Source organism: Paenibacillus sp. FSL W7-1279 (assembly GCF_037969845.1).
Classification (GTDB): domain Bacteria; phylum Bacillota; class Bacilli; order Paenibacillales; family Paenibacillaceae; genus Paenibacillus_AQ.
Genome location: NZ_CP150215.1, coordinates 3,688,990 through 3,712,701, shown reverse-complemented (window position 1 = coordinate 3,712,701; position 23,712 = coordinate 3,688,990). Strand labels below are relative to the sequence as shown.

The 23,712-nt window shown below is 43.9% G+C and carries 20 protein-coding genes and 1 pseudogene; 18 read left to right on the top strand and 3 right to left on the bottom strand.

All coding sequences use genetic code 11. From position 1 onward, the window contains the following. Window positions 1–66 precede the first annotated feature (66 nt). Window positions 67–819: a TVP38/TMEM64 family protein gene (locus MKY82_RS16505; RefSeq protein WP_339296604.1), complete on the bottom strand. Its 753-nt coding sequence runs from the start codon at window positions 817–819 to the stop codon at window positions 67–69. 158 nt (window positions 820–977) lie between these two features. Between MKY82_RS16505 and MKY82_RS16500 the strand changes: the two genes are divergently transcribed. The 3 genes from MKY82_RS16500 to pssA all read left to right on the top strand — a co-directional run bounded on the left by MKY82_RS16500 (window position 978) and on the right by pssA (window position 3,803). Next, entirely contained in the window at window positions 978–1,670 is a 693-nt protein-coding gene (locus tag MKY82_RS16500; RefSeq protein WP_220685234.1) for a response regulator transcription factor, read from the top strand. Beyond that, a complete protein-coding gene (locus MKY82_RS16495; protein WP_339296603.1) occupies window positions 1,663–3,006 on the top strand; it encodes a HAMP domain-containing sensor histidine kinase in 1,344 nt (447 codons plus the stop codon). The genes MKY82_RS16500 and MKY82_RS16495 overlap by 8 nt, the downstream gene beginning before the upstream one ends. A gap of 275 nt (window positions 3,007–3,281) precedes the next feature. Beyond that, window positions 3,282–3,803 carry a CDP-diacylglycerol--serine O-phosphatidyltransferase gene (gene pssA, locus MKY82_RS16490; RefSeq protein ID WP_220685236.1) on the top strand — a complete coding sequence of 174 codons (522 nt, stop codon included), beginning with the start codon at window positions 3,282–3,284 and terminating at the stop codon, window positions 3,801–3,803. Window positions 3,804–4,122: 319 nt separating this feature from the next. On the opposite strand, the pseudogene MKY82_RS16485 reads toward pssA, so the two are convergent. Together MKY82_RS16485 and MKY82_RS16480 are read right to left on the bottom strand one after the other, a co-directional pair. Next, a pseudogene (locus MKY82_RS16485) lies at window positions 4,123–4,557 on the bottom strand (transposase); the annotation flags it as partial. Window positions 4,558–5,063: 506 nt separating this feature from the next. Beyond that, window positions 5,064–5,852: an AraC family transcriptional regulator gene (locus tag MKY82_RS16480; RefSeq protein ID WP_220685237.1), complete on the bottom strand. Its 789-nt coding sequence runs from the start codon at window positions 5,850–5,852 to the stop codon at window positions 5,064–5,066. Window positions 5,853–5,963: 111 nt separating this feature from the next. On the opposite strand from MKY82_RS16480, the gene MKY82_RS16475 reads away from it, so the two are divergent. The 15 genes from MKY82_RS16475 (at window position 5,964) to sigJ (ending at window position 23,314) form a co-directional block, all read left to right on the top strand. Further along, entirely contained in the window at window positions 5,964–7,109 is a 1,146-nt protein-coding gene (locus MKY82_RS16475; RefSeq protein WP_220685238.1) for a DUF2264 domain-containing protein, read from the top strand. A gap of 30 nt (window positions 7,110–7,139) precedes the next feature. Further along, window positions 7,140–8,255 carry a glycoside hydrolase family 88 protein gene (locus tag MKY82_RS16470; RefSeq protein WP_220685239.1) on the top strand — a complete coding sequence of 372 codons (1,116 nt, stop codon included), beginning with the start codon at window positions 7,140–7,142 and terminating at the stop codon, window positions 8,253–8,255. Window positions 8,256–8,981: 726 nt separating this feature from the next. Beyond that, window positions 8,982–9,908: a sugar ABC transporter permease gene (locus MKY82_RS16465; RefSeq protein WP_233355106.1), complete on the top strand. Its 927-nt coding sequence runs from the start codon at window positions 8,982–8,984 to the stop codon at window positions 9,906–9,908. Between the two features lie 57 nt (window positions 9,909–9,965). Next, a complete protein-coding gene (locus MKY82_RS16460) occupies window positions 9,966–10,844 on the top strand; it encodes a carbohydrate ABC transporter permease (RefSeq protein WP_220685240.1) in 879 nt (292 codons plus the stop codon). A 52-nt stretch (window positions 10,845–10,896) separates the two neighbouring features. After that, the gene (locus MKY82_RS16455) at window positions 10,897–12,411 is read left to right on the top strand and encodes an extracellular solute-binding protein (protein ID WP_339296602.1); all 1,515 of its coding nucleotides are present in this window, start codon (window positions 10,897–10,899) and stop codon (window positions 12,409–12,411) included. A gap of 144 nt (window positions 12,412–12,555) precedes the next feature. Further along, the gene (locus MKY82_RS16450; protein ID WP_339296601.1) at window positions 12,556–15,147 is read left to right on the top strand and encodes an AraC family transcriptional regulator; all 2,592 of its coding nucleotides are present in this window, start codon (window positions 12,556–12,558) and stop codon (window positions 15,145–15,147) included. 484 nt (window positions 15,148–15,631) lie between these two features. Next, the gene (locus MKY82_RS16445) at window positions 15,632–16,402 is read left to right on the top strand and encodes a nucleotidyltransferase domain-containing protein (protein WP_339296600.1); all 771 of its coding nucleotides are present in this window, start codon (window positions 15,632–15,634) and stop codon (window positions 16,400–16,402) included. A gap of 593 nt (window positions 16,403–16,995) precedes the next feature. After that, a complete protein-coding gene (locus tag MKY82_RS16440; RefSeq protein ID WP_194542751.1) occupies window positions 16,996–17,673 on the top strand; it encodes a response regulator transcription factor in 678 nt (225 codons plus the stop codon). Next, window positions 17,670–18,680 carry a HAMP domain-containing sensor histidine kinase gene (locus MKY82_RS16435; RefSeq protein ID WP_220684467.1) on the top strand — a complete coding sequence of 337 codons (1,011 nt, stop codon included), beginning with the start codon at window positions 17,670–17,672 and terminating at the stop codon, window positions 18,678–18,680. Before MKY82_RS16440 ends, MKY82_RS16435 begins: the two co-directional genes overlap by 4 nt. Before the next feature lie 83 nt (window positions 18,681–18,763). After that, complete coding sequence (locus tag MKY82_RS16430; protein WP_339224183.1) at window positions 18,764–19,486, top strand: ATP-binding cassette domain-containing protein; 723 nt, start codon at window positions 18,764–18,766, stop codon at window positions 19,484–19,486. Further along, a complete protein-coding gene (locus MKY82_RS16425; protein ID WP_339296599.1) occupies window positions 19,483–20,232 on the top strand; it encodes an ABC transporter permease in 750 nt (249 codons plus the stop codon). The genes MKY82_RS16430 and MKY82_RS16425 overlap by 4 nt, the downstream gene beginning before the upstream one ends. Then, on the top strand, window positions 20,229–20,987 hold the full coding sequence (locus MKY82_RS16420) for an ABC transporter permease (protein WP_220684469.1): 759 nt from the start codon (window positions 20,229–20,231) through the stop codon (window positions 20,985–20,987). The genes MKY82_RS16425 and MKY82_RS16420 overlap by 4 nt, the downstream gene beginning before the upstream one ends. A gap of 170 nt (window positions 20,988–21,157) precedes the next feature. Next, the gene (locus tag MKY82_RS16415) at window positions 21,158–21,736 is read left to right on the top strand and encodes an FAD-dependent oxidoreductase (protein WP_339296598.1); all 579 of its coding nucleotides are present in this window, start codon (window positions 21,158–21,160) and stop codon (window positions 21,734–21,736) included. 44 nt (window positions 21,737–21,780) lie between these two features. Further along, entirely contained in the window at window positions 21,781–22,461 is a 681-nt protein-coding gene (locus MKY82_RS16410; RefSeq protein ID WP_339296597.1) for an FAD-dependent oxidoreductase, read from the top strand. Further along, complete coding sequence (gene sigJ, locus MKY82_RS16405) at window positions 22,436–23,314, top strand: RNA polymerase sigma factor SigJ (protein WP_339296596.1); 879 nt, start codon at window positions 22,436–22,438, stop codon at window positions 23,312–23,314. The genes MKY82_RS16410 and sigJ overlap by 26 nt, the downstream gene beginning before the upstream one ends. Window positions 23,315–23,712: the final 398 nt, after the last annotated feature.

Here is a 23,712-nt window from a genome sequence, read left to right as displayed (position 1 = left end):
AATGTTGAACTTTAAAGAACCATCGTTTCATATATAAATATATCTACCTTTTTGTGTTAATAAACGCTAATCTTTAGTATTAAGGTTGTGGTTTACCTTGGGTTTGGGTTTGGCGGAATGAGCTCTCCCTTTTGTTTTCTCCACAGCGGAGAACCATTTTATCAATTTATCTTTATAGATATATCCGAGCACAAAACCGATAACAGCAATAACAGATATAATAATCGCTATGCTGTATTGCTGCATTTGAATGGTTGACCCCACAGCGGCAGATGCGATGATCCACGGCAGACGACCAACGATGAGGATCAAGAAAAATCTGAACGAACCCATGGATGTAAGAGCAGCAACAAATACAAGCAAATCTTTCGGTAAACCTGGAATCACGAAAAAGATAAATAGAAAAACTGAAAACTTTTTCTCATCATGAATGAACGTCATCCACTTATACTTTTTCTTTTGGAGTATCTTTGAGATATAATCGCGGCCGATAAACCGAGTGAAATAAAAAGCAATCGCTGAGCCTAATATTAACCCTATTGTAGTATACAAGGACCCAAGTGTAACCCCGTAAATATAACCGCCTGCAATTTGTACGACTTCTCCTGGAATAGGCGCAACTACTATCTGAAGAATCTGGAATAGTATAAACATAACTGGACCCCAATGATCTGTTGAGCGAATATATGCGCTAAAATGGTCCATGGACGACATAATCTCAATAAGGGCAGGGGAATAATAGATCAGTAAACCAATAGACAATAGGAGGGTTAGACCTAATAGTATGTTTACGACTGTTTTTTTCGAAAGTTGTGGCATAGCTAAAACTCCTTTATACAATGATCTCTACATGTTTGTAGTATAGATTGGACAAATTAAGAGTTACCTACATAACTTCTGAAGAATTCTTAAGTCGACTGTATTTACTGGTAGTTGCACAAAACACTTATTATACTGGTGTTAGATGGGGTGATCAGATGAACAAGCGAATCTTAATTGCTGACGATAACAGTGAAATTCGTGAAATTGTAAGAATTTTATTAGAGAGCGAGAGTTATGAAGTGATTGAAGCGATAGATGGTCAAGATGCGATTGATAAAGTAAATGAAGAGACGGATCTCATTATTTTAGATATGATGATGCCTAATAAATCAGGATTGAAGTCGTGTTTGGAGATTCGTGAAAAAACAAGTGCACCGATTCTGTTCCTTACTGCGAAATCGCAGGATTCTGACAAACAATTGGCCTTCTCTTCAGGCAGTGATGACTTTTTGTCCAAACCTTTTTCTTATACAGAACTCGTTTCGAGAGTGAAGGCTTTACTGCGGAGGTATTATGTCTATCGTGGCAAAGAGAAGACTGAGGAAACGGAGCATATTATCATTAAAGATCTTACGATACACCAGGATGCAAAGACTGTGTTTGTTGGGGAGAAGGAAATCGCTTTGACTGAAATTGAATATCAGATTTTGCTGCTATTGGCTAAGAAACGGCGTAAGGTGTTTTCGGCAGAAAATATATATGAAAGCGTTTGGGAGCAACCCTACTTTTATACCTGCAATAACACGGTCATGGTCCATATTCGTAATTTGAGAAGCAAACTGGAGGATGACCCACAAAACCCTAAATATGTAAAGACAGTTTGGGGGAAGGGGTACAAAATTGAATAGATTACTAATGGGGAAAAAGCTGAAGGTTAAGCTGATTCTTGCCGTATTAATTTCTTTAGTTATTTCTATAAGTGTTTTCGTCATTTTACAAGTCTTAGGCGAGACTGTGTTAAATAATTATTTAAGCAAATCCGCTTATGTGGAAAATAGGCAGCAAGACGCGCTTAAACAATTCGAAGAGTTCGTGAATAGTCAAAACGTGTCTACTCGTGATTATGAGCAATTATCTGCATGGATAAGTCATGAACGATACTTGAATCTGTATATTTTTGCAAAAGAAAAATTGATTTTCTCCTCAAATACAGAGGTTGATCCTGCTATTAACGAAGAGCTATTAACTCAATTTGTGCCTTCGGAAATACCCATCACCACCATCCATTTTGCAGATCAGGATGCCCAGATCTACTTGGTAGGCTTCTATGAGTATCAATACTACAATCTCATTTTGGTTATCAGTATTTTCATAGCAGCCGCTACCTTCATTGTTTCCTTTTTACTGATAATTAATAAGAAGACATCTTATATTGGCGTGCTTGAACAAGAGATCAAGATACTTGAAGGTGGAAATTTGGATTATTCCATTACGATATCTGGAAAAGATGAACTATCATCGTTGGCACAGAGTATTGATGAGATGAGGAAATCATTTGTTGAGCGACTCGGCAGTGAGGAAAGGGTGAGGATGGCTAATCGTGAATTAATCACGGCAATATCACATGATTTGCGTACTCCACTCACCATTCTTTTAGGCTATATGGATATCATAGAGCTGAACAAGTATAAGACCCATGAGGATTTGCTGCAGTATATCCATAATAGCCGGGAGAAGGCCTATCAAATTAAAGCGCTATCGGACAAACTATTCGAATATTTCACGGTATCCTCTGCCGCTGAAGAAGAGGAAGTGGAATTTGAAATTTATGAGGGCAGAGCGCTTATCGATCAACTCATTGATGAGCAACTGGTGGTTTTGGAAAATGTAGATGTTCAAGTTCAGGCGGATCCAAACCATGAGAAATTTTTGCTGGAAATCAATTTGGTCGCTATACGCCGTGTATTCGATAACATATTTTCAAATATTCGAAAGTATGCAGATCCAACGCATCCTGTTCGTATTCAGATTTCTTTGAAACAACAATGGGTCGAACTTGGGGTCGAGAATAAGATTTTACGTGAGGCTGAAAAGGAAGATAGCAACAAAATTGGACTCGTTAGTTGCCAGAAAATAATACAGCAGCACAACGGGACATTGGCCGTATCGGTACGTAAAGATACTTTTTCACTTCAGATTACGTTACCTGTCATTTTAAATAAAACAGTACAGGCTTTTGAATGATATTTTGGCCTCCAACTAGTCAAAGAAACCAAGATGAACGCAAAAAAAGTCGCTATTAGCGGCTTTTTTTGTTTTACCATTACTAAATTAGTTACCCATAAATTGCAGTATACTATGCGACTTAAGAATTCTTAAGATATATGTACCCCCCATCTTAAGAAATCTCACTTAATCTTATAAATCATAAGCAAACAGGAGAGGGTAGAGTACAGAGCAAAAAACAACAATTTAACAATATGAATAATACTGAAATTCAATATTAGTGAGGAGAAAATATGTTAATAAAGAATATTCCCAATTTGCTTACCTTTGTAAATTTGTCTTTCGGAGTACTTTCAATTGTCGAGGTATTTAATCAAAATTACTTAGCAAGTGCAATGTATATCATTATTGCAGCATTTATAGATAGATACGATGGAAGAATCGCTAGACGATTAGATGTTTGCAGTGAATTCGGAAAAGAACTGGATTCCTTAGCCGATTTGGTTTCCTTTGGTATTGCTCCAGCACTGCTTGTTTATTTTAAATTCAATTTTGCTGATCTTGGCTTGATGAAGCTTGTGAGTATAGTTGCTCTATTGTTCTATATCATTAGTGGTTCGTATAGGTTAGCGCTTTTTAATATAAAAAAATTTGAAGGTACCTTCAGTGGAATTCCAATAACCGTGGCAGGTTTGATTCTCTCCACATGCTCGGTGATCGCTCCAAGCACGAATAGTTTATCACTTATATCCGTAATTACATTGCTAACTCTATCCTATTTAATGGTATCAAATATAAAATTCAAAAAAATATAATAAGGAGTAATTATGAGTAATCCACATTATTATACAAATAATCAAGACTGTGATAAACCTTTAAATAAAACTGGCTTACGCTATTTAGCGAAGCTTTTATTTTCAACTGGAGTTCCTAAGCTGGTTCTATGTATAGCCCTTTAAAGTACAGGGTTTCTCCCTTTTTAAGTGGTCACTTCAAGAGGGGAAATGGGGGGATTACCCCCTGTTTTCCAGGCGATCCAAGTGGATCGCCATCTTCTTCATATTCTGCACGGTTGCTGTCATCAGAGCTTGTTCCCTGACGTTTTGCAACCCGCGCAACCGGCAATAGCTTATTCCGGTCGGCTTCTACCGCACCGTTGAGTTCGTCCATGTAATCTCGTGTGTTATGTAAAACCTGCTGCTTGGTGTACTGGTGCTTGTTCGCATTGGCCTTCACATGCGTGGAATCCGAAACCAGGACTCGTCCGCCGACCATGCGATGCTGGATTGCCTGCAGCACAATCTCATCGAAGATATCTTGAAAGATATTAGTGTCTTTGAAACGAGTCCGTCGGTTCCAGCTAATGGTGGTATGGTCCGGAACTTTGTCTGTCAATCCCAAACCAAGAAACCAACGGTATGCCAGATTCGTCTGAATCTCGCGTTCCAGTTGACGCTCTGAACGGATGCCGTAAAAATAACCGAGGAAAATCATCTTAAATAACACGACAGGATCGATGGCTGGTCGCCCATTATCAGCACAGTAAAGCGGACGGACCTTTTCGTCGAGCTGTCGAGACTTTCTCGACAGCCTGGAAAGCCGCATTATATGCGGCTTTTTTTAAAGTGAATTCAAGTAACGCTAACAGGTGACACCTATAAAAGCAGGGTTCTCAGCAAAATAAGCTACTTAACAGGAGGAGGCGACAATGCTTGATGTAATCTTCCGAATATCGAAATGCCAATCAACTACAAGAAGGTACCGTTTTAGTTGTTGGTGCTGCTTTTCATTTGCTCTAAATTGCTCTCAGGCATCTGCGAATTTGTGGCTAATAAACTGCGGTCCGTTGTCGGTACGGATGACGGGCTTCTCGGCCTCAAACAACTGGCATTACATTAGCGCCTCCTGCGTGATTTGGACAAGATCCTTGGCCTCACAAGACAAGCCGATATGATACGTGACAATGGCTCGGTCAAACACATCGAGCCCTGCACATACTTGGCACCAAGCAAATCGTATGTTGCAAACGATGTGTCAGGGCCGGTACGCCAGGCCCAGTTACAGAGTTTGAGAATCTACTTGACAAGGACATCTCTAAATCGATATTGCCTTGGTGTAATGCCAACAAACTTTTTGAATTGGCGCATGAAGTGAGTGTCATTTTCGTAACCACAGGTACTAGCAATTTGATTTATTGTCATCTCGCTGTGATCTAAAAGATATTTGGCGTGCTCTAGCCTCCCGTTAATCATATCGGTCATTACAGAGCAACCAAATAACTGCTTGTAGATATGTTGGAAATAAGATTTACTCAAACTTAAACGTGCAGCCAGTTCAGTTACAGAAACGTTCTGGTGAGGAGAGCGATAGAGTTCATTACGTAATTCGTTAAATCGGATGTAATAATGATTCAGTTGATGAGGAGCCGTTCGTTCCCGCAAATCACTTAATTTCATGAAAAAGGACCGAAGATCGCAGTCTATGATACGCTCACGCAACGTTCCGTTAAGCCGGTTCACATTCTGTAGTTCCTTGATGGACCTGGAAATCAGTAGCGGATCAGATGCTTCAATTGGAGTGTCCAGAGGGAAGTTTAGTTCTGTAAGAAATTCATTCATATTTTCGCCATAACAATGAAACCAGTCATTAATGAAAGGGCTCTTTATTTCGCAGTAAGCATGGGGAGTCTCGGGTTGAAAAAAGACAAAAGTATTCTTATCGACGATCAACGTTTGCCCATTCAACTTCAACTCTGCATTGCTATTGAAGAATACAAAAGTGTAATGACCAGAACCTTTCGGACGATTTCTAATAATTCCTTCATGGTGGATGGTATGAAAACCGCATGAAATTAACTTCAGCATCCGTTCACGCTCCCAGCACAATAGGTCAGTTTTTGATGATTATAGTTTATTGTGGAGGATTATACAACGACCTATACTAATATAAACTACATCTTGATGAAAGGGGAACACATGGGGGACGATAGGAAGTATTGGGTGGATACATTAGTTCGAATTACGCAGCCTGTTCTACATTCATTATCGGAACGTCGGATGGTGTTGGATATGCCTATCGAAGCGAGAGAAGGTGATCGGTCCAATTACACATACTTGGAAGCATTAGGACGTACCTTAGCCGGAATGGCACCATGGCTCGAACATGGACCACGTTCTGGAGAGGAAGGAGAAATTCGATCTAACATGGCCGTTATGGCGAGGCAAGCCATCGAGGCGGCTACGGATCCAACTTCCCCGGATTATATGAATTTCACAAAAGGTGGACAGCCTTTAGTTGACGCAGCCTTCCTTGCCAACGCCGTTCTCCGTGCTCCAAACGAGCTGTATGCAATGCTTGGTGATAAAGTGAAAGCAAATCTGATTTCAGCTTTGAGATCTACGCGTGTGATCCGTCCGGTTTTTAGCAATTGGCTCTTATTTAGCGCCATGATTGAAGCCGCTCTGTTCCGAATGGGCGTAGAAGATTGGGATCGTATGCGTGTAGATTATGCTTTAAGACAACATCAGCAATGGTACAAAGGGGACGGTGTGTACGGAGATGGGCCAGCGTTCCACTGGGATTATTACAACAGCTTTGTCATTCAACCCATGTTGGTCGATATATTGGATGCAATAGGAGATCAATTTGAAGATTGGGCTACACTACAAGTCAAGGTGTTGAAAAGAGCAGTACGTTATGCTGCCATTTTGGAACGGTTAATATCACCTGAAGGGACCTTCCCGCCACTGGGCAGATCACTTGCTTATCGTTTCGGGGCATTCCAGCATCTGTCTTTAATGTCACTTAGGGAAGAACTTCCGGAAGGGCTGTTACCAGCTCAAGTCCGTTGCGCACTTACGGCCGTCATCAGGAAGCAGATTCAGATGCCGGGTACATTCGATGATTCCGGCTGGCTTCGCATTGGCTTTGCCGGCAGTCAACCTGAAATTGGAGAAGGGTATATTTCGACAGGCAGCTTATATCTGTGTACGACGGTATTTCTAGCGTTGGGGCTATCACCGGAAGCTGAATTCTGGCAAGGAGAGGCAGAGTGGACTGCGCTGAAAGCATGGTCTGGTGGAACAATTCAAATAGATAAAGCAATCTCGGGAGAAATGTAGGCGTTTACAATAGGAGGGGAGAGATTAAGGATGACGGTCGAATCAAATTGGGTGCAAGAAGCATGGAATCAAACGAAGGCAAAAGTGAAGCATGTTCATCAGCGTATCGGAGATGGATTCCCACATGCAAGTCAAAATGGAGAATACCGATTGGAACCAGCCTCCTGGTGGACTGCTGGCTTCTGGCCTGGATTGCTGTGGCTTATTTATCAGGATACGCAAGATGAGGATTTGAAAGCATCCGCAGAATCATGCGAACGCCAGCTGGATGTATTATTGACCGATTCGAATAAAATAGATCACGATATTGGTTTCATGTGGACTTTAACAAGCGTAGCAAGATATAAAATTTTAGGATCAGATGATTCGAAACGAAGGGCTTTACTTGCCGCCAACCTTCTCGCTGCGCGTTTTAACGTCCAAGGGAAATTCATCCGTGCGTGGAATGGTAAAGATGTTGCAGGTTGGGCCATTATCGACTGTCTGATGAATCTGCCACTGCTGTATTGGGCGTCAAACACAACAGGAGATCCGCGATACAAGCACGTCGCAACCAATCATGCAGATACCGTGTTAAAGCATTTTTATCGGACGGATGGCTCGGTTGCCCATATTGTATCTTTTGACCCTGAAACCGGAGAAAAGCTTGAAGTGAAGGGAGGGCAAGGCTACTCACCTGAATCAGCATGGTCACGTGGAGCGGCATGGGCGATCTATGGAATGAGCCTGAGTTACCATTACACTGGAAACCAACAATACTTGAATGGCGCCAAAAAAACAGCTCAATTTTTCTTAGCTAATTTACCACAAGATTATGTTCCGGTTTGGGATTTCCGTTCGTCTGAAGAGAGCCGTACGGTCCGTGACTCATCGGCTGGAGCCTGCGCAGCTTGTGGGCTTCTGCTTTTAGCAGAACAGGTTGACGGGGATGAGTCAAGGGTCTATAGCGAAAGCGCGAAAAAAATACTGCATTCATTGTATACAAATTATGGAGCCTGGGAATCGAAAACGGAGGAAGGTCTTATTTTACACGGAACGAGTCACTACCCCGAAAAACAAAACGTCGATGTCCCATTGATTTACGGGGATTATTACTTTACGGAAGGAATCTCCTTATTGATGGGTAACCGAGATCGCTTCTGGTAAAGCAAATAAATAGGCTTGTGTTGGTTTCTGCTGAGAAGCAAAGCCAACATGAGTTTTTTTATTGCTCATTTTCGATCATCGAGAAGTTCCCGTTCTACTGGCCCGTTAAGGCCGCACCGCTAACTACCGGCGCTTTCGCTCCTGTTGTTATTCCTGAGCATCTCGTAATGACGCTACTGTTCATGCCGTTAGTCAAACGCAGCCGGCCATTCGTATGGCCGCGGAAGAATCTGCTGTGAATTTCAGACTGGCTTACATGATGAGAGATAATGCTAGAATTTTATTCCCGATGCCTGTCGTAACGTTTACCGCGTCAATGAGTACTGGCTTCGTGCTGTCACTTAAATGAAGAAAGCCAAAAACTTTATATGGGCACCTTAGAGGTGAAAAGATGCCGTAATCCGCGTCGTTGAGCGAATTGATTGCGCTTGCAAGAAAAGTCAATTCCCGGAAATTCTTATCAGGGTCAGCTTATTTTTTGAACTTTTCCTTCTTGGTTTTCTTTAGCGCACACAACATATGATACGCCTTTACTTCGTTAAATAGATTGCTGCAAAAAGCGTTGATTGCCGGAAATTGCCCCAGCCCCTATGCTGACATTAACCGCTCCCGAGCAGACCGGAACACGGATGATCCGGGTGAACGGTAAACCAGCAGATGGAGGTGTGGGGGATGGCTTCCCGAATGGACACAGCCGGCCATAGAAAAATAGAAAGCGATTACAAGATGAGCCAGGCTACGGAACGAAGACGAAGTATCTGGAAAGGCGTAAAGCGCGATCGCTTTTTGTATCTGCTTGCGCTACCGGGCATCGTGTTCTTTATCCTATTTAAGTATGTGCCAATGTGGGGAATCTTGATCTCGTTTCAAGATTATTCGCCTTATCAGGGGATGTGGGCAAGTCCGTGGATCGGTTTCGAACATTACATCCGTTTCTTTTCGAATCCCGACTTTCTGATCTTGTTCCGAAACACGATGGCGATCAATTTGCTGTCACTCATCTTTTTCTTCCCGCTGCCCATTTTGTTATCGGTCATGATGAATGAGCTGCGCGGCAACAAGTTCCGCAAAACGATTCAGTCGATTGTTTATCTGCCGCATTTTCTGTCTTGGGTCATTATCGTCGGTATTACGTTTCTTCTTCTGTCTACCGGCGAAGGCATCGTCAATCAGCTTCTAGTGGCAGCCGGTCTGAACAAGATCGACTTTTTGACCAATCCCAATTACTTCTGGGTTCTGTTGACCGTCCAGTCGATATGGAAAGATGCAGGCTGGGGTACGGTATTGTTCCTTGCCGCGATGGCCGGGATCGATCCGCAGTTGAACGAAGCTGCGAAGATGGACGGAGCGGGACGCTTGCGGCAGATCTGGCATATTACTCTGCCGGGCATCCGTTCGGTCGTCATCATCCTTCTTATTCTGCGGATTGGACATATTATGGACGTCGGCTTTGAGCAAGTCTTCCTGATGATGAACGGTGCCGTATCCGAAGTCGCAGATGTATTCGATACTTATGTGTATAGGCTAGGTATCAAGCAGGGACAACTCAGTTTCAGTACTGCCGTCGGCGTGTTCAAATCGTTGGTAGGCCTGATCCTCGTTATCGGAGCGAACAAGCTAGCCAAGAAATTCGGCGAAGACGGTGTTTATTAAAAGGAAGGTTCATAGGTTCCAACCGGAGTAAAGAAAAGAAAGGAGGGCGGGTTTCCTATGCTCCAGTCCAAAATGGATCGTCTATTCAATGCAACTAATCTGTTTTTTCTAACTGTAATCGGTCTGGTCACGTTGTTTCCTTTGTATTACGTGCTGGTCGTGTCGTTCAGCGACCCGGCAGAATTCATTCGCAACAAAGCGACGCTTTTCCCGAAAAAGTGGAGTCTCGATTCTTACCGGTATTTGTTGTCCACCAATTCTTTTATGCGTGCAATGGGCAACAGTGCGTTTCTGGCTACCGTCGGCACGATGCTCAGCTTATTTGTAACATCCTGTCTTTCTTATGCCCTGTCTCGGAGACGACTGCAGGGACGGCGGGTGATGCTGCTGCTGATTCTGCTGACAACGCTCTTCAATCCCGGTATTATTCCACCGTACCTGTTAATCCGCGATCTCCATTTGATCAACAGTACCTGGTCGTTGATTCTGCCGGTGCTAACGAGCGGATGGTATGTATTATTGATGAAAGGTTTCTTTGACAGTATCCCGTCCAGTCTGGAAGAAGCGGCCCGTATTGACGGCTGCAACGATATCGGAGTCTGGTGGCGTATCATTTTGCCGCTGTCACTGCCGTCGCTGGCGGCATTTGGCCTGTTTTACGCTGTAGCGTACTGGAACACCTTCTTCACCGCGCTGCTCTATATCAACGATTTCAACAAGCAGCCTCTTCAAGTCCTACTGCAAAACATGCTGATCGACTCGTCGACGGCTTCAGGAGGAACGGCAGCGGTCGAGATAACCGCGGAGCAGCAGATTCCGTCGGAAACATTGAAAATGGCCGCCGTTGTAATCGCAACTGTTCCGATCCTCATGGTATATCCATTTTTGCAAAAACATTTCGCAAAAGGCGCGATGGTCGGTTCGGTGAAAGAGTAAGCGCAGGTACAGGCAAGCTGATTTATATATCCGAATAAAAGGGGAGATTCAAGTGAGAAAAAAAATAGGAGCGAAATTGGGGTTTGCATCCATTATGGCTCTGTCTCTGGTTACAGCGGCCTGCAGCAGTCAAAACGCGGAAAACGGTGTGCCGGAAGATGGAAAGCCGATGCCGGTCAGTATCATGTCGATGTATTTTACACCTGAACCGCCCGGAGAAGACAATGTGATCATTCAAGAGATCGAAAAGAGAACGAATACCGATCTCAATATCACGTGGGTATCACCAAACAGCTATGGCGACAAGGTAAACGTTACGCTGGCGTCGGGTGAGATTCCCGATCTGATGCTGGTCGATGATCCTTTCTCGGCCCAGGTACGTACTATGGTGAAGCAGGGTGCGTTCTGGGATCTGACGCCTTATATTCAAGACTACCCTAACCTGTCTGGGTTTCCGAAAGAGTCCTGGATCAACACCAAGCAGGCCGACGGCAAAAGTTATGGGATTCCTCGGGTACGTCCGGTCGAAGGAGGCCCATTTCTGTTCCTGCGTAAAGACTGGCTAGACAATCTGGGCATGGAAATTCCGGAAACGACAGACGAATTTTACGAAGTGCTCAAAGCATTTACGAAAAACGACCCGGACGGCAATGGTAAAGACGATACGATCGGATTCACAGGATTGGTCAATCAAAGTAATATGGGCAGCTATGGGGCAATCGTCAGCGCATTCACGCAAAATACCGGAGATTGGAAAGATGTCGACGGCAAGCTGGTCAACGTTAACCTGTTGCCGGAAATGCGCGATGCTCTGGAATGGTTAAGCAAAGCTTATGCTGAAGGGTTGATCTCGGAAGATCTCGCTGTTCTGAAAGAGAGCCAGACCAAGGATCAGCTGAATGCGGGCCGTGCAGGCGCCGCCGTTAACACGGTCGAAGCGGCGTGGGAGCCAATGGAAGCGAATCTGAAGAGCAACCCGGACGCGGATTTTCTGCCGCTTGTCTCCATGAACGGCTGGACCAACAAAGACGGCGGATTCTTCGGGATGTTTGTGATTCCCAAAACGGTATCGGAAGAAAAAATGAAAAAACTGCTTGAACTGATGGACTATGGCGCGTCGGAAGAAGGCGGAACGCTGGCCAGCTACGGTCTGGAAGGTGTTCATTATACTGAAGAGAACGGAATCAAGATGGCGACGGATAAGGCCAAGACCGATATCGTCGGCTCGCAGGCGCTTGGTCAAATCTTCATGAATTATGACAAATATATGCGCGCGTATCGAGGCGGTATGCCGCTGGAGATTTTTGAGCGGAACAAAAAGATCATCGACGAGCGTGCAGAAATAAGTGTTCCTGACAGAGCGATTGGATTGTATTCGGAAACGAATATTTCGGTGGGACCTGAGCTGGCGAAGAATATTCAGGATATGAAAACCAAGATTATACTCGGCAAGCTGTCGCTGTCGGACTGGGACAAATTTGTTGAGAAATTGAAAAATGATTCAGATCTGCAAAAAATTACGGACGAGCTGAATCAGGCTTATGCCGACCGTCAAGCGGAGCAATAAGCGGCTGGCTGAATTGTTCCGAAAAAGGTGCATGTAAACAGGGGAGTCTCCGGAAGCGGGGGCTCTATTGTATATGTTCCCTTTCTTATAAAATGATGTAGTATGTAGACTGTTAATAGTGTATAGAGAAAAGGGGGAGCAGGAGTGACTGATATTCGAAGCTGGCTAAATTTTCGGTTGACGAGTCGAAGCCGGGAAGGAAGAGGACGCTTTTATCGTTACAGCCTGATCCTGGCACTTTGCATGTCGAGTATTCCAACAGCGGTTATCGGCTTCTCGTCTTATGTGCTCGGTACGCAGCACATCGAACGCGAGGTGATGAGCAGCCACCGGGCACTCGTTAAACGCTCGGCAGAAAGCATGGACGAACTGTTCGTGCAGGTGGAACAGTCTGCGGCCCGTTGGGCGCTAGATCCGAGACTTGACGGTGATCTGAGAAGAGCAAATCTTCGTATGGAATACCAGAGAACCCAGGAGCTGTATCGCTTTCTGGGACTGATGAAAGCGTCTTATCCGGAGCTGAAAGACGCAAAGCTGCTGCTTGCTCGTAACGAGCCGCTTTTGCTGTCGGATACGGAAGGGTTAAGGAAGATCTCGATCGCAGAAGATAGTAAGCGGTTTCAGAGTATTGTTGATGCCCCGTCCGCTTTGTATTGGCTGGATAATTTTCGGTGGACGGCTTCCGAGAACGGAGAGGTCGTATTAGTCCGGAAGCTGCCTGCTTACGGAGATCCTTATGGAGCTCTTCTATTGAACATGGACAGAGATAAAATTGAAGAACGGATGCGCCAGGTATCGTTCGATGATAAAGGCGCTTCGTTTCTATATGCAAGTTCCGGACCACCCATAATCCGCATGTCGGATGTGCCGTCGGATGATCCGATGCGAACCCCGATTTTCGAATCCGCGCTGCGTGAGGAGCTTCGAACTCAGGTCTCGGACACACCGGACTCTTATCTGTTCAAATGGCAGGGCAAAACCTACTCCGTTTCCCATAGCCAATTACATCGTCCGGGGGTCGAATGGACTTATGTGACGGTGTCGCCTTTAGAAACGCTAACTCGTCCTGTCGTGCTGCTCTCACGTTCGCTGCTCGCCGTGAGTTTGGCCGGTATGCTGCTGGCGCTGCTGATCGCCTGGTTGGCTTCGCATCGATTGCACCAGCCGATAGGTCGATTGGTACAAATCCTTAACAGCCAGTTTTCACCGGCGCTCGGTCAGCCTTCAGGGGACAGGGCCGTCGGGACGGCAGAAACACCTGAACAAGAAAAAGGCCTGAGCGGACTGCTGCGGAAAATCAGCATAAGCCAGCGTTCCAAAAACGGACCTGACGGTACCGGAATAGAGAACAATATGCATCCCTACGACGAGCTAGACTATATCGAGACGAGTTGGCGCGGTCTATCCGATGCCAAAAGAGAAGCCGAAGCCCGGCTCGAACACACGTATCCCGAATTGAGATCGGCCTTTTTGATGCAGCTGATGCAGGGACATTATCAGACATTGAGCGAGCGAGAACTGCTGTCGCGAATGGAAAGATTCGGATGGTCGATCCATCCCGACGAGCGGATGTTAGTTTTCTTGCTGCAGGTCGGCGTGCTATCGCCGCCGGAATCGAAGTTCCGCGAAGAAGATGAACTTCTGATGACGTTCGCTGCCGCCAACGTAGCCCGTGAATTTGTGGAGCAGCGTACAAAACGGGCAATCGTTGTAAATTTTCAGGATTCGACCGCTGCCGTGCTGATTCCTTATACCATGGGTGAAAACGGGGTGACAGCCGAGACGGATCGAGAACATACGTACGATTTGCAAAGTTCAGCCGATAAGATCCAAGGTGATACTGCAAATGAAGAGGGCGCTGTACAGCGGTTGAACGTACTGGGGAAAGCGCTGGCGGGAGAGTTGGCAGGTACGATACGCTCTGTGCTGCGGCTGCAGACCCTAATGTGCACAGGCAGTGCTTCCGGAATTCTGGAAGTGCCGGAGCTGCTTCATTCTCTGCGAGCTGCGCTGCGTCATATTCAGCATGACGAAGATTGTCGGGTTCTGCATTTGGATGAATGGATGCCGGATCTTGATGAGCAGAGCACTTATCCATTCGAGCTCGAACGTGAGCTACTCCGCAGTGTCAAGCTTGGCCAAATCGAGGAAGCGGCCCGGCTGACGGATGAATTTATCGATGAGCTGGCACGCCGAGCGGCCTCGAAGCCAGAAATGCGTAATCTGACTTTGCATCTGCTCGGCAGTCTGCTCCACACGATGATGGAGAACGGTGCTCCATCCGAGCACGTCGACTTTATGGGTCTGTATGAACGTCTTGCCACTATACGCCAGCCCAAAGCAATGGCCGCCTTTATGCGTACACAGGTATTGGAACCTTATGGCCGCGAGATCGATGGTAGCGATCGGCTGTATACTGATCGTCTCGCCGAAAGAGTCAAGGAGGAGATCGAACGTGATTATACGGCAGATTTCTCTCTGGAGAGCTGTGCGGAACGTTTTGGCGTCAGTTCTTATACGCTCAGCCGCTCATTCAAGCAAGCCCACGGGAAAAACTTCGTCGATTATGTCATGGAACTTCGTCTTGAACGGGGCTGTGAGCTGCTGTGCACGACCGATCTCAAAGTGAACGAGATCGCCGAGTCGGTCGGTTATCATCCCTCGTATTTTATCCGGCTATTCCGCAAGCAGAAAGGCATGACGCCCGGGCAATACCGAATGAAGAAAAACGGATAAGTAAAGCGTCGTGCTGGAACACGACTCCTAAGCAGAATAACTGCATAAAGAGCAGTTGGCCACAGAAGTTAGTACGAGAAATAAGACCGTTACCTTAGTGCGGGCGGTCTATTTCTTTTCATGTAGGCGAGCAAATGAAATACCATTAAAATACTATAAATATCTAGTATACATACGAAAAGTATATGAGAATGTAAGAGGCAATAGATGGAGCAATTTGTGTCGAGGGACAAGAACTCGGCCCCATAGAAAGTCGCTAATTTAGCGGCTTTTTTGTTTTATCGGTACAAGTTCTTGTACCGAGTCGAGGACAAGAACTTGTACCGATTACCGATTAGATAAGCATTGAACTATTAATTAAATTTATTAAGCTAACAGGCAGGGGAGTTTATTGATTTCGCGAATACTCTACAAATGAAGTTATTTACGAGGTTCGTAGATAAGACGTCAGTCGAAAGAAGTTCTTAGTTTAGGAGGAGTCTAAATGATATTAGAAAAAGTTATAAATAGAATTGTAATACAAAGTGAGTATAAGGATTTTGTTGATAAGTATATAGATAATATACTTACCGAATTTAAAGGTAAGATTCATAGCATTTATATGTGTGGCTCGATTCCAAAAGGAACGGCTAAACCTTTTAAGTCAGATGCAGACTTTACTATTGTATGTGTAAATCCCAAAGATATTGATTATGAAAGATTGTCAAATATTAAAGACAGGCTTTTAAAAGAATATCCAGTATTAACTAAGATTGATACGACAATTTGCTCGATTGACGATGTATTAAGTAAACCAAATGAGTGGGGTTTTTGGGTTAAGATCATTTGTGTTTGCATATATGGTGATGACGTTGGTGAAAAAGTACCACCGATAATTATTTCTCCAGAGTTCATTTTAGACTTAAATACAGAGACCAAGGAGGAAGTAGATCGTATATATCGTTTACTTTCTAATGCTAGTGATAACACAATGAAAACTAGATATATTAAAGGTTACTCTAAGAGATTAATTCGTGCATTATACTCTTTGGTTTTAGAAGATACAGGTGTATGGCAAGATGACATTATTAAGATGAAGAATGCCATATTAAACTATTGTGAGATTGACTCCGCTTTAGTTGATTATCTGTATGCTTGTTACTTGGATGGTAATAATGTACTTGTTGAGGAGTTTCTGGGAATTGCAGATGAAGTATATAGCTATTTTGAGAACACCTTAAATGCAATGGCTGCTTCCAGAACTTCCTCCGGCTAACACCAGGTACGTTAGTTGAATATCGGAGACAGCATAAAAGCTGTCTCTTTTTTACCAAATGGGGGACATCTGTCGAGGGACAAGATCATGTCCCATAGAATGTCGCTAATTTAGCGGCTTTTTTGTTTTATCGGTACAAGTTCTTGTCCCAAGAAGAGGACAAGAACTTGTACCGATTGCCGTAAAGGACAAGAACTTGAGTCGATTACCAATTAGATAAGTATCTAATTAGATTTTCATACAATTTCATTAAGCTAACGGGCAGGATGCAGCGAAACCTGATATTATTTGTTTGTTGCTTAGTTACCTTTTTTCGAATGAGCTGGAAGACGGTTTATTTCTTGAGAAGGGGAATATCCTGAAGCGAAGTAGGAGGGAGTTTATTTGCTTTCGGTGTATATTATATTGGTTTCTCAGTGTTAGGAGGTATTCATGATTAATTTATTTAGGAACAGAAAGAGCCAATCAGTTAGACCGGCCTCTTTTATATAAAACTCTATTTACGAACGATAAAATTGTATTAATTGGAAACTATTTTTTATATTGTGTTAATCTGTCTAATAGTGGACTCCATTTAGAGAGAGGGATGTTACTTGAAAAGAAACGTACTCTACATTGAAGACAATGAGAAAATTGGCAGTTGGGTAAAAGAAGAATTGGAACAGCGAGGGTTTTCAGTTCAGTGGCTGCTAACTGGTGAAGGAGCCGAAAGAGAAGTGAATCAGCATGAAATCGTTATTTTGGATATCATGTTACCCGGTTTAGACGGATTTACTGTGGGAAGACGATTAAAGAAGGCAGCTCCTGCTATTCCTATTTTGCTGTTAACTGCTCGAACATCGATAGATGATAAAGTAGATGGTTTACAATTTGCTGATGACTACTTAACGAAACCATTCCATACGGATGAATTAGTTGCAAGATTAGAAGTATTATTCCGTCGTAATGGTGGAACAAAATCCGAACGCATTTCATTAGGAAATCAGATTGAAGTAGATCCAGAAGGTCAAATGATATTTGACAAACGCACAGGAGAAGAAATTATATTAACAGGGAAACAGCATCAAATCTTAATGTACTTCTTACGCCACCCTAATCAAGTTTTACCAAAAGAACAAATTTATGAAGCTATTTGGGAAGAAGCTTATATAACAGGTGATAAAACATTAATGGTGCATATCCATCGACTGCGTCAAAAGCTGGAACGTCATCCGGATTCCCCAGAGATTATTGAAACGTTGAAGGGAATAGGCTATCGGGTGAAACTATGAAGCAGACTAGGTCATTATTTCGTCGTTTTCTAAAAGTACATTTTCTATTTATCTTTTTACCTCCCATTGTGCTTGTTTTCGTCAGCGCGTTTTTTGGGATTTCAGATAACAATGGAAAAAATCTGAATACGTTAAATCTGTTTTACGTTACCGTGCTATTGTTTGGGTTTATTATTGTCGCATTTGTTATTTTATCTTGGCTGTTCTTCTTGAAACTTCAAAAACGTCTCGCCCGCTTACAGGAAGCCATGTCATTTTCAGCTAAAAATAATTCATTTCCTAAACCCATATCTGTTCAATCGGATCGTATGGATGAGATAGACCAGTTAGGAATGTCTTTTAATTGGATGATTCAGCAGCTTGAAGACAGTCGCAAGCGAGCATTTGAAGAAGAGTTATTACGACATGGACTCATTGCGAATTTATCTCACGACTTACGAACGCCACTTACCATTTTGAGAGGACATGTCACCCGTTTAAATAAAGAGTCCATGAGTTTAGAAGGACAACACTCGTTAACAGAGATCAACCATACGATTACAAGAGTCGGAGATCTAATGGATGATTTACTGTCCTATACATTGCTTACATCAGGGAAACATCCTTTTGGGCCCGTTTCAACAGATATTGTACGTTTAGTAAGAGCATCTGTTGCTGCGTGGTATCCTGTGTTTGAAGAAAAAGAAATTCAGCTCGATGTTGATTTACCGGCAGAGGAGACTTTTTATTGGCAAGCAGATCCTAATTGGATAACACGGGTTTTGGATAATTTATTTCAGAATATTCTTCGCCATGCAGCAGAGGGGAAATATGCAAACATTGTAGTTGATGTAGAAAAAGAACAGATCATTGTTGCAGACAGAGGTCCCGGTTTGGATCACTCTTCCTATGAGCGTGGGGCGGGGATTGGTTTATCGACTTGTCATTATATGTTGAAAAAAATGAATCTGAAAGCGAACTTTACATCAAATGAAAATGGCACAAGAGTAGCTATTGCTAGGGCTTAACCTAAAGGTAATCCAGAATTAAACCACATGATATCTGTGATGTAACTTTGCTTCTATATAATTGGAACCATAACAGAAAGGAAGTGTTATGGTTGCTTACCATTAATAACTTAGTCAAATATCGCGGAACTCAACAAATCTTAACAGGTATCAGTTTTAAAGCAAGACCTGGTAGAGTGACTGGTTTTTTAGGTCCGAATGGGGCTGGGAAAAGTTCTACACTACGCATCCTGCTTGGATTAGATCGTGCCACCTCAGGGAGTGCACTCATTAATGGCAAGCCATTCGCAGAATTACATAATCCTCTAGCAACAGTAGGTGCCGCACTGGATGGATCTGGAGCTCATCGCAGGCGAACAGGAAGGGCCCATTTACGTTGGATTGCTCGTGCCGCAGGATTGCCTCGTTCACGTGTTGAGGAAGTTCTGGAAATCGTAGGTCTTAGTAATGCAGCTGACAAAAGAGTTGGGAATTATTCGCTTGGTATGGGGAGAAGACTTGGAATGGCGGCTGCACTACTGGGTAATCCCCCAATATTGGTTCTAGATGAACCCGTAAATGGGCTCGACCCCGAAGGAATTCGTTGGATCCGGACATTTTTACGTGAACGTGCTGAGTCAGGTAACACGGTGTTACTATCCAGTCATCTAATAGGAGAGCTTGCAGAGACGGTTGATGATGTGGTCATTATTAAGCATGGAACAATCGTTGCAGATGGAACATTGGATGAAGTAATAGGTAACCATTCCACGCTGGAGAAAGCTTTTTTTGCCCGGACATCTGAACATGCAGGTGATGTTGTATGAGAGCATTCAACGCGGAACTATCTAAATTGTTCTCCCTGCCGGGCATTTGGCTTGCCTTTCTTATTGGAGCATTTGCCCCTGCGGTCATAGCTGCCTTAGACAGCATAGCACAAAAAGAGGATATTATAGCTGGAATTAGCACACGGCTATTGGAAGTTGGCTATATTGGATTAGCTCTTGGTGTACAAGGTGTCATCATTCTTGGTGTGCTTGCTGTCAGTAGCGAGTATTTGACAGAGAGCAGTGAATCTGGTGGAGGACAACAGATTACAACAAGTTTAACGGTTATTTCATCAAGGCTGCATTTTTTGCTGGCAAAAGCAGGCGCTGTGACAGTAATCAGTATACTGCTTTGTATTGTTGCTATAATGACAACTGTGTCAGCCACGTATCTTGTTCTTGGTCAGTATACCCCTGCATTTGAATGGTCTAAACTGCTCGGTGCAGTTTGTTACTGGACATTCACTGCTCTTTTAGCATTTGGGATTACTGTTCTAACTAAGAATGGCACTATTCCGCTTGCCGTGCTCATCATAAATACATCCGTTGTATCATTTAGTTTCTTGCTTTCTAAGGTTACAAAGTTAGCGTTATACTTACCGGATCGGGCTGGCCTTGAAATGTTTATGTTTCTGAGCGACAGATTTCTCACCCCGTTCACAGGCGGCTTAGTCATGTCTGCCTGGGTAGTCGTTCTTTTCATTGCTGCAGCTATTGTATTCCATAGGAGGGATCTTGCAGGATGAGTGTCCCTTCTAGTAGACAGATTACACAAATCCTTCGTGCTGAACTGGATAAATTAGTAACATTACCATTGATATGGCTCACCCTTATGGGTACATTCATTCTTAATTTACTATTAGCCGCAGCTTTTACTTCTATTGGTCTACAAGGGGCAGCAGGGACGCAAAGTATACTGAATATAGGGCTTGCTTCTATGGGATATCTTCAAACAGGATTTATTATTCTTGGGATCATAGCTACTTGTTCGGAGTATACCGGTGGACAGATTCGAACGACGTTAGCTACGATACCTTGGCGTGGGATTCAATTATCCATGAAGCATTTGGCATTGGCAATCATAACCGTTCCCGCGGCCTTTATTATTGCTGCATCAGGTGTACTATATACTTTTATGATGATGAGAGACACAGCAGCAGTGATTGATATAGACACAACGATAGAAGCATTAGCAGGTGCAACAGGCTATCTAACGTTAACCACACTTCTGAGTGCAGCTATTGGTGCTTTATTTAGACGAACCACTCCTGCTTTAGTGGTACTGCTTGGTTATTATTTCATTGTCAGTCCATTGTCGAGAGATTTTCTACCTGGTATTAAAAATTATTTTCCCGATACGGCAGGATATTATATGTATACGCCGCCTTCCTCTGATGAAATAACTGTCCTTACACCAATGCAAGGGACAGGGATTATAATGATATGGACACTGATTTTTATTACAGTAGCTATTGTATTTTACCGTAAACGAGATGCCTGAGTTTAGGTTTCATCATTCAAACATATAATCTTAAGCGAGTAAAGATGCATCAAAGAAGAATGGCACCTGATGGGGGTGCCTTTTTGATTTCTCTCTATAGATGTTAAAGTGTCACGTTTTACGCTCCGAAAACGTCTTGTTCGTAAATAACATGAGGTGAGGTGGCTAACATGGGACATTACGATGTCGCCATCATCGGCGGCGGACTTACCGGATTAACCGCGTCGATTTGTTTGGCAAGAGCAGGCCTATCGGTCATTGTATTGGATAAGGCAAATCAACTTGGCGGTCGTGCGCAGTCTGTTAACAAAAAGGGAGTATCACTCAATCTGGGTGTACATGCGTTTTATCAAGACGGGGCAGCGGAGGGAATTTTGCGCGAATTGGGCGTGAGGCCGAAAGGCGCTAACCCGCCTGCCTCGGCAGGTGTGATGTGGAATGACCGGATTTATACGCTGCCGACAAAACCATTTCAACTGATCGCATCCAAACTGTTTTCATTTTCGGAAAAGATGCAGCTTACCCGGTTCATGCTCAAGCTGGGCAAGATCGACCCCAATCGAATCGAACGAATCAGTTTAAAGGAGTGGGCAGAGCGGGAAATTCGCCATCCGATGCTTAGGCACGTGATATATTCGGTGAGCCGAGCGAATTCTTTCGTTCCTCACCCAGAGCTCCGGCAGTACGGCAGCTTCAAAGGACATTTAGCGGAAAAGCCTTCTACATCGAGGGGGGATGGGGCAGGCTAATCGACGATTTAAGAGATCAGGCTATTCGCGCAGGCGTCACGATAATGAATCAGAAAAAAGCGGTCGAAATCGTACATGACGGAACGGTTCGCCGTATCCGCCTTAAAGATGGTGAGCTTATTGACGCTCCAAATGTCGTGATCGCTGCGGGTCCGAAAGAAGCATACGATCTGGTCAAGAATTTGGATAGCACATCTCTTGAAAAATGGAACGATAACATAAAACCGATTCACGCAGCGTGTCTTGATCTCATCCTGCGCCGACTTCCTGATTGCGGCTCCAATTTCATTGCAGGATTTTGGCTGGATCAACCGATCTTCTATAACTCACCGTCCACTGTAACAAAGCTCAGTGAAGATGCCTCTGTCGTCATTCATCTGGTCAAACACCTAGGAATGAATGAAAGTCGCCCCGAGACGGATCTGTTGCAGTTGGAAAAAGCAATGGATCTCGTTCAACCCGGCTGGCGGAAAGAGGAAATAGCCAGACAGTTTTTACCTAACTTGACCGTCGCACATGATTTTATCACGGTGGACAAAAGCGGCAATTTCCCCGGCCCCTCGGTTCAGGGAATAAAAGGACTCTATGTAGCGGGAGATTGGACGGGACATGGCGAATTATTAGCTGATTCTGCATTTGCCAGCGCCAAGCGAGCGGCGCAAGCGATCATATCCAAGCAATATTCGTTTAAGGGGGAGAATGTTGGACAGGGGAACGTTATATAACGAATTGAAACCTTTGCTTGTGTCATTAGCATATCATACGATGGGAAGCATCGCTGAAGCGGAAGATATTGTTCACGATGTGTTCCTCTCGTGGGAAGAGAAACCGCCGCATCAAGTACGCGATGCCAAAGCCTATTTGTGCAAGATGGTTCATAATCGCTGTGTTGATTATATTCGATCGCCCCGTAGAGACCGGGAAAGATACGTCGGACCATGGCTGCCCGAGCCCATTGATACAACCTATGTTCAAGAGTACGATCCAATGGAGAGTATCGTATGGAAAGAATCCCTTTCAACAGCTGGCTTGTTATTACTGCAGCAGCTCTCCGCGACTGAGCGGATTGTATTCCTGCTTCATGAAGTGTTTCATTACCGTTTTGATGAAATAGCCGAGATCGTCGACAAAAGTACGGTGAATTGCCGTCAAATTTTTCACCGAGCGAAGAAGAGCCTCGGCAATTTGCCTGAACGAAGCCCGGAAGTCATTGAGAAAAAAGCGGCACTAGCTGAACGATTGGCCGAGGCGCTCATGACCGCAAATATTGAATTGCTTATTGAACTTTTATCGTCGGAAACTGTACTATACCAGGATGGAGGCGGCAAAGTAAAAGCTGCACTCCGGCCAATAAAGGGTTCAGACTTAATTATCCGTTTTTTTGTCGCCGTTGCACCCGAATTTCCGCCTGGATATCGATGTGTAACTTGTGAAATCAACGGTATGCCTGGAATACGGCTAATAATAGGTGAAATGACTTTTGCAGTGGTTACTTTTGATTATTTGCAGAATCAGCTTTCAAACGTTTATGTCGTGATGAATCCGGAAAAGCTGTCGCATTTTAATAGGATGAAGTAATCGATCTTCAAGGCAATTGATGCTAAAAGAGAATATTGCATAAAAACGCCTCAGGGCTAACCTTTAAAAGTTAGATAGCCCTGGGGCGTTTGGCTTTCTATTTTGATATGGTTTTATGGTTTGTCTTGCAGCATGCGAACCAGGATCACGACGGCTTCTGCTACTGTAAGTGATAGGGCGAAGTTTTTCTGTTAGCAGGCGGACAAAGATACTGCATATGATTATCCCCTAGAGATGGATTCTAGGGGGATTTTCCATGGCGTTACGTCCGAAAAGCCACAGACTCTAATGGACGAGAGGCGAGATGAAAATGTTCTATATCGTTGATTGAAGTAGTAGACCTAATTCGTTATATAATCCAAGAAAGTACAGGGCGTCAGCCCTATACTTTCTTAATA

Bases quoted from the DNA above. Each gene is read 5' to 3' on its own strand.
- MKY82_RS16460 (WP_220685240.1), top strand. From the start codon at position 9,966: ATGCTCCAGTCCAAAATGGATCGTCTATTCAATGCAACTAATCTGTTT.
- MKY82_RS16415 (WP_339296598.1), top strand. From the start codon at position 21,158: ATGGGACATTACGATGTCGCCATCATCGGCGGCGGACTTACCGGATTA.
- pssA (WP_220685236.1), top strand. From the start codon at position 3,282: ATGTTAATAAAGAATATTCCCAATTTGCTTACCTTTGTAAATTTGTCT.
- MKY82_RS16475 (WP_220685238.1), top strand. From the start codon at position 5,964: ATGGGGGACGATAGGAAGTATTGGGTGGATACATTAGTTCGAATTACG.
- MKY82_RS16465 (WP_233355106.1), top strand. From the start codon at position 8,982: ATGAGCCAGGCTACGGAACGAAGACGAAGTATCTGGAAAGGCGTAAAG.
- MKY82_RS16500 (WP_220685234.1), top strand. From the start codon at position 978: ATGAACAAGCGAATCTTAATTGCTGACGATAACAGTGAAATTCGTGAA.
- sigJ (WP_339296596.1), top strand. From the start codon at position 22,436: ATGTTGGACAGGGGAACGTTATATAACGAATTGAAACCTTTGCTTGTG.
- MKY82_RS16410 (WP_339296597.1), top strand. From the start codon at position 21,781: ATGAATCAGAAAAAAGCGGTCGAAATCGTACATGACGGAACGGTTCGC.
- MKY82_RS16445 (WP_339296600.1), top strand. From the start codon at position 15,632: ATGATATTAGAAAAAGTTATAAATAGAATTGTAATACAAAGTGAGTAT.
- MKY82_RS16470 (WP_220685239.1), top strand. From the start codon at position 7,140: ATGACGGTCGAATCAAATTGGGTGCAAGAAGCATGGAATCAAACGAAG.
- MKY82_RS16505 (WP_339296604.1), bottom strand. From the start codon at position 819: ATGCCACAACTTTCGAAAAAAACAGTCGTAAACATACTATTAGGTCTA.
- MKY82_RS16435 (WP_220684467.1), top strand. From the start codon at position 17,670: ATGAAGCAGACTAGGTCATTATTTCGTCGTTTTCTAAAAGTACATTTT.
- MKY82_RS16480 (WP_220685237.1), bottom strand. From the start codon at position 5,852: ATGCTGAAGTTAATTTCATGCGGTTTTCATACCATCCACCATGAAGGA.
- MKY82_RS16420 (WP_220684469.1), top strand. From the start codon at position 20,229: ATGAGTGTCCCTTCTAGTAGACAGATTACACAAATCCTTCGTGCTGAA.
- MKY82_RS16425 (WP_339296599.1), top strand. From the start codon at position 19,483: ATGAGAGCATTCAACGCGGAACTATCTAAATTGTTCTCCCTGCCGGGC.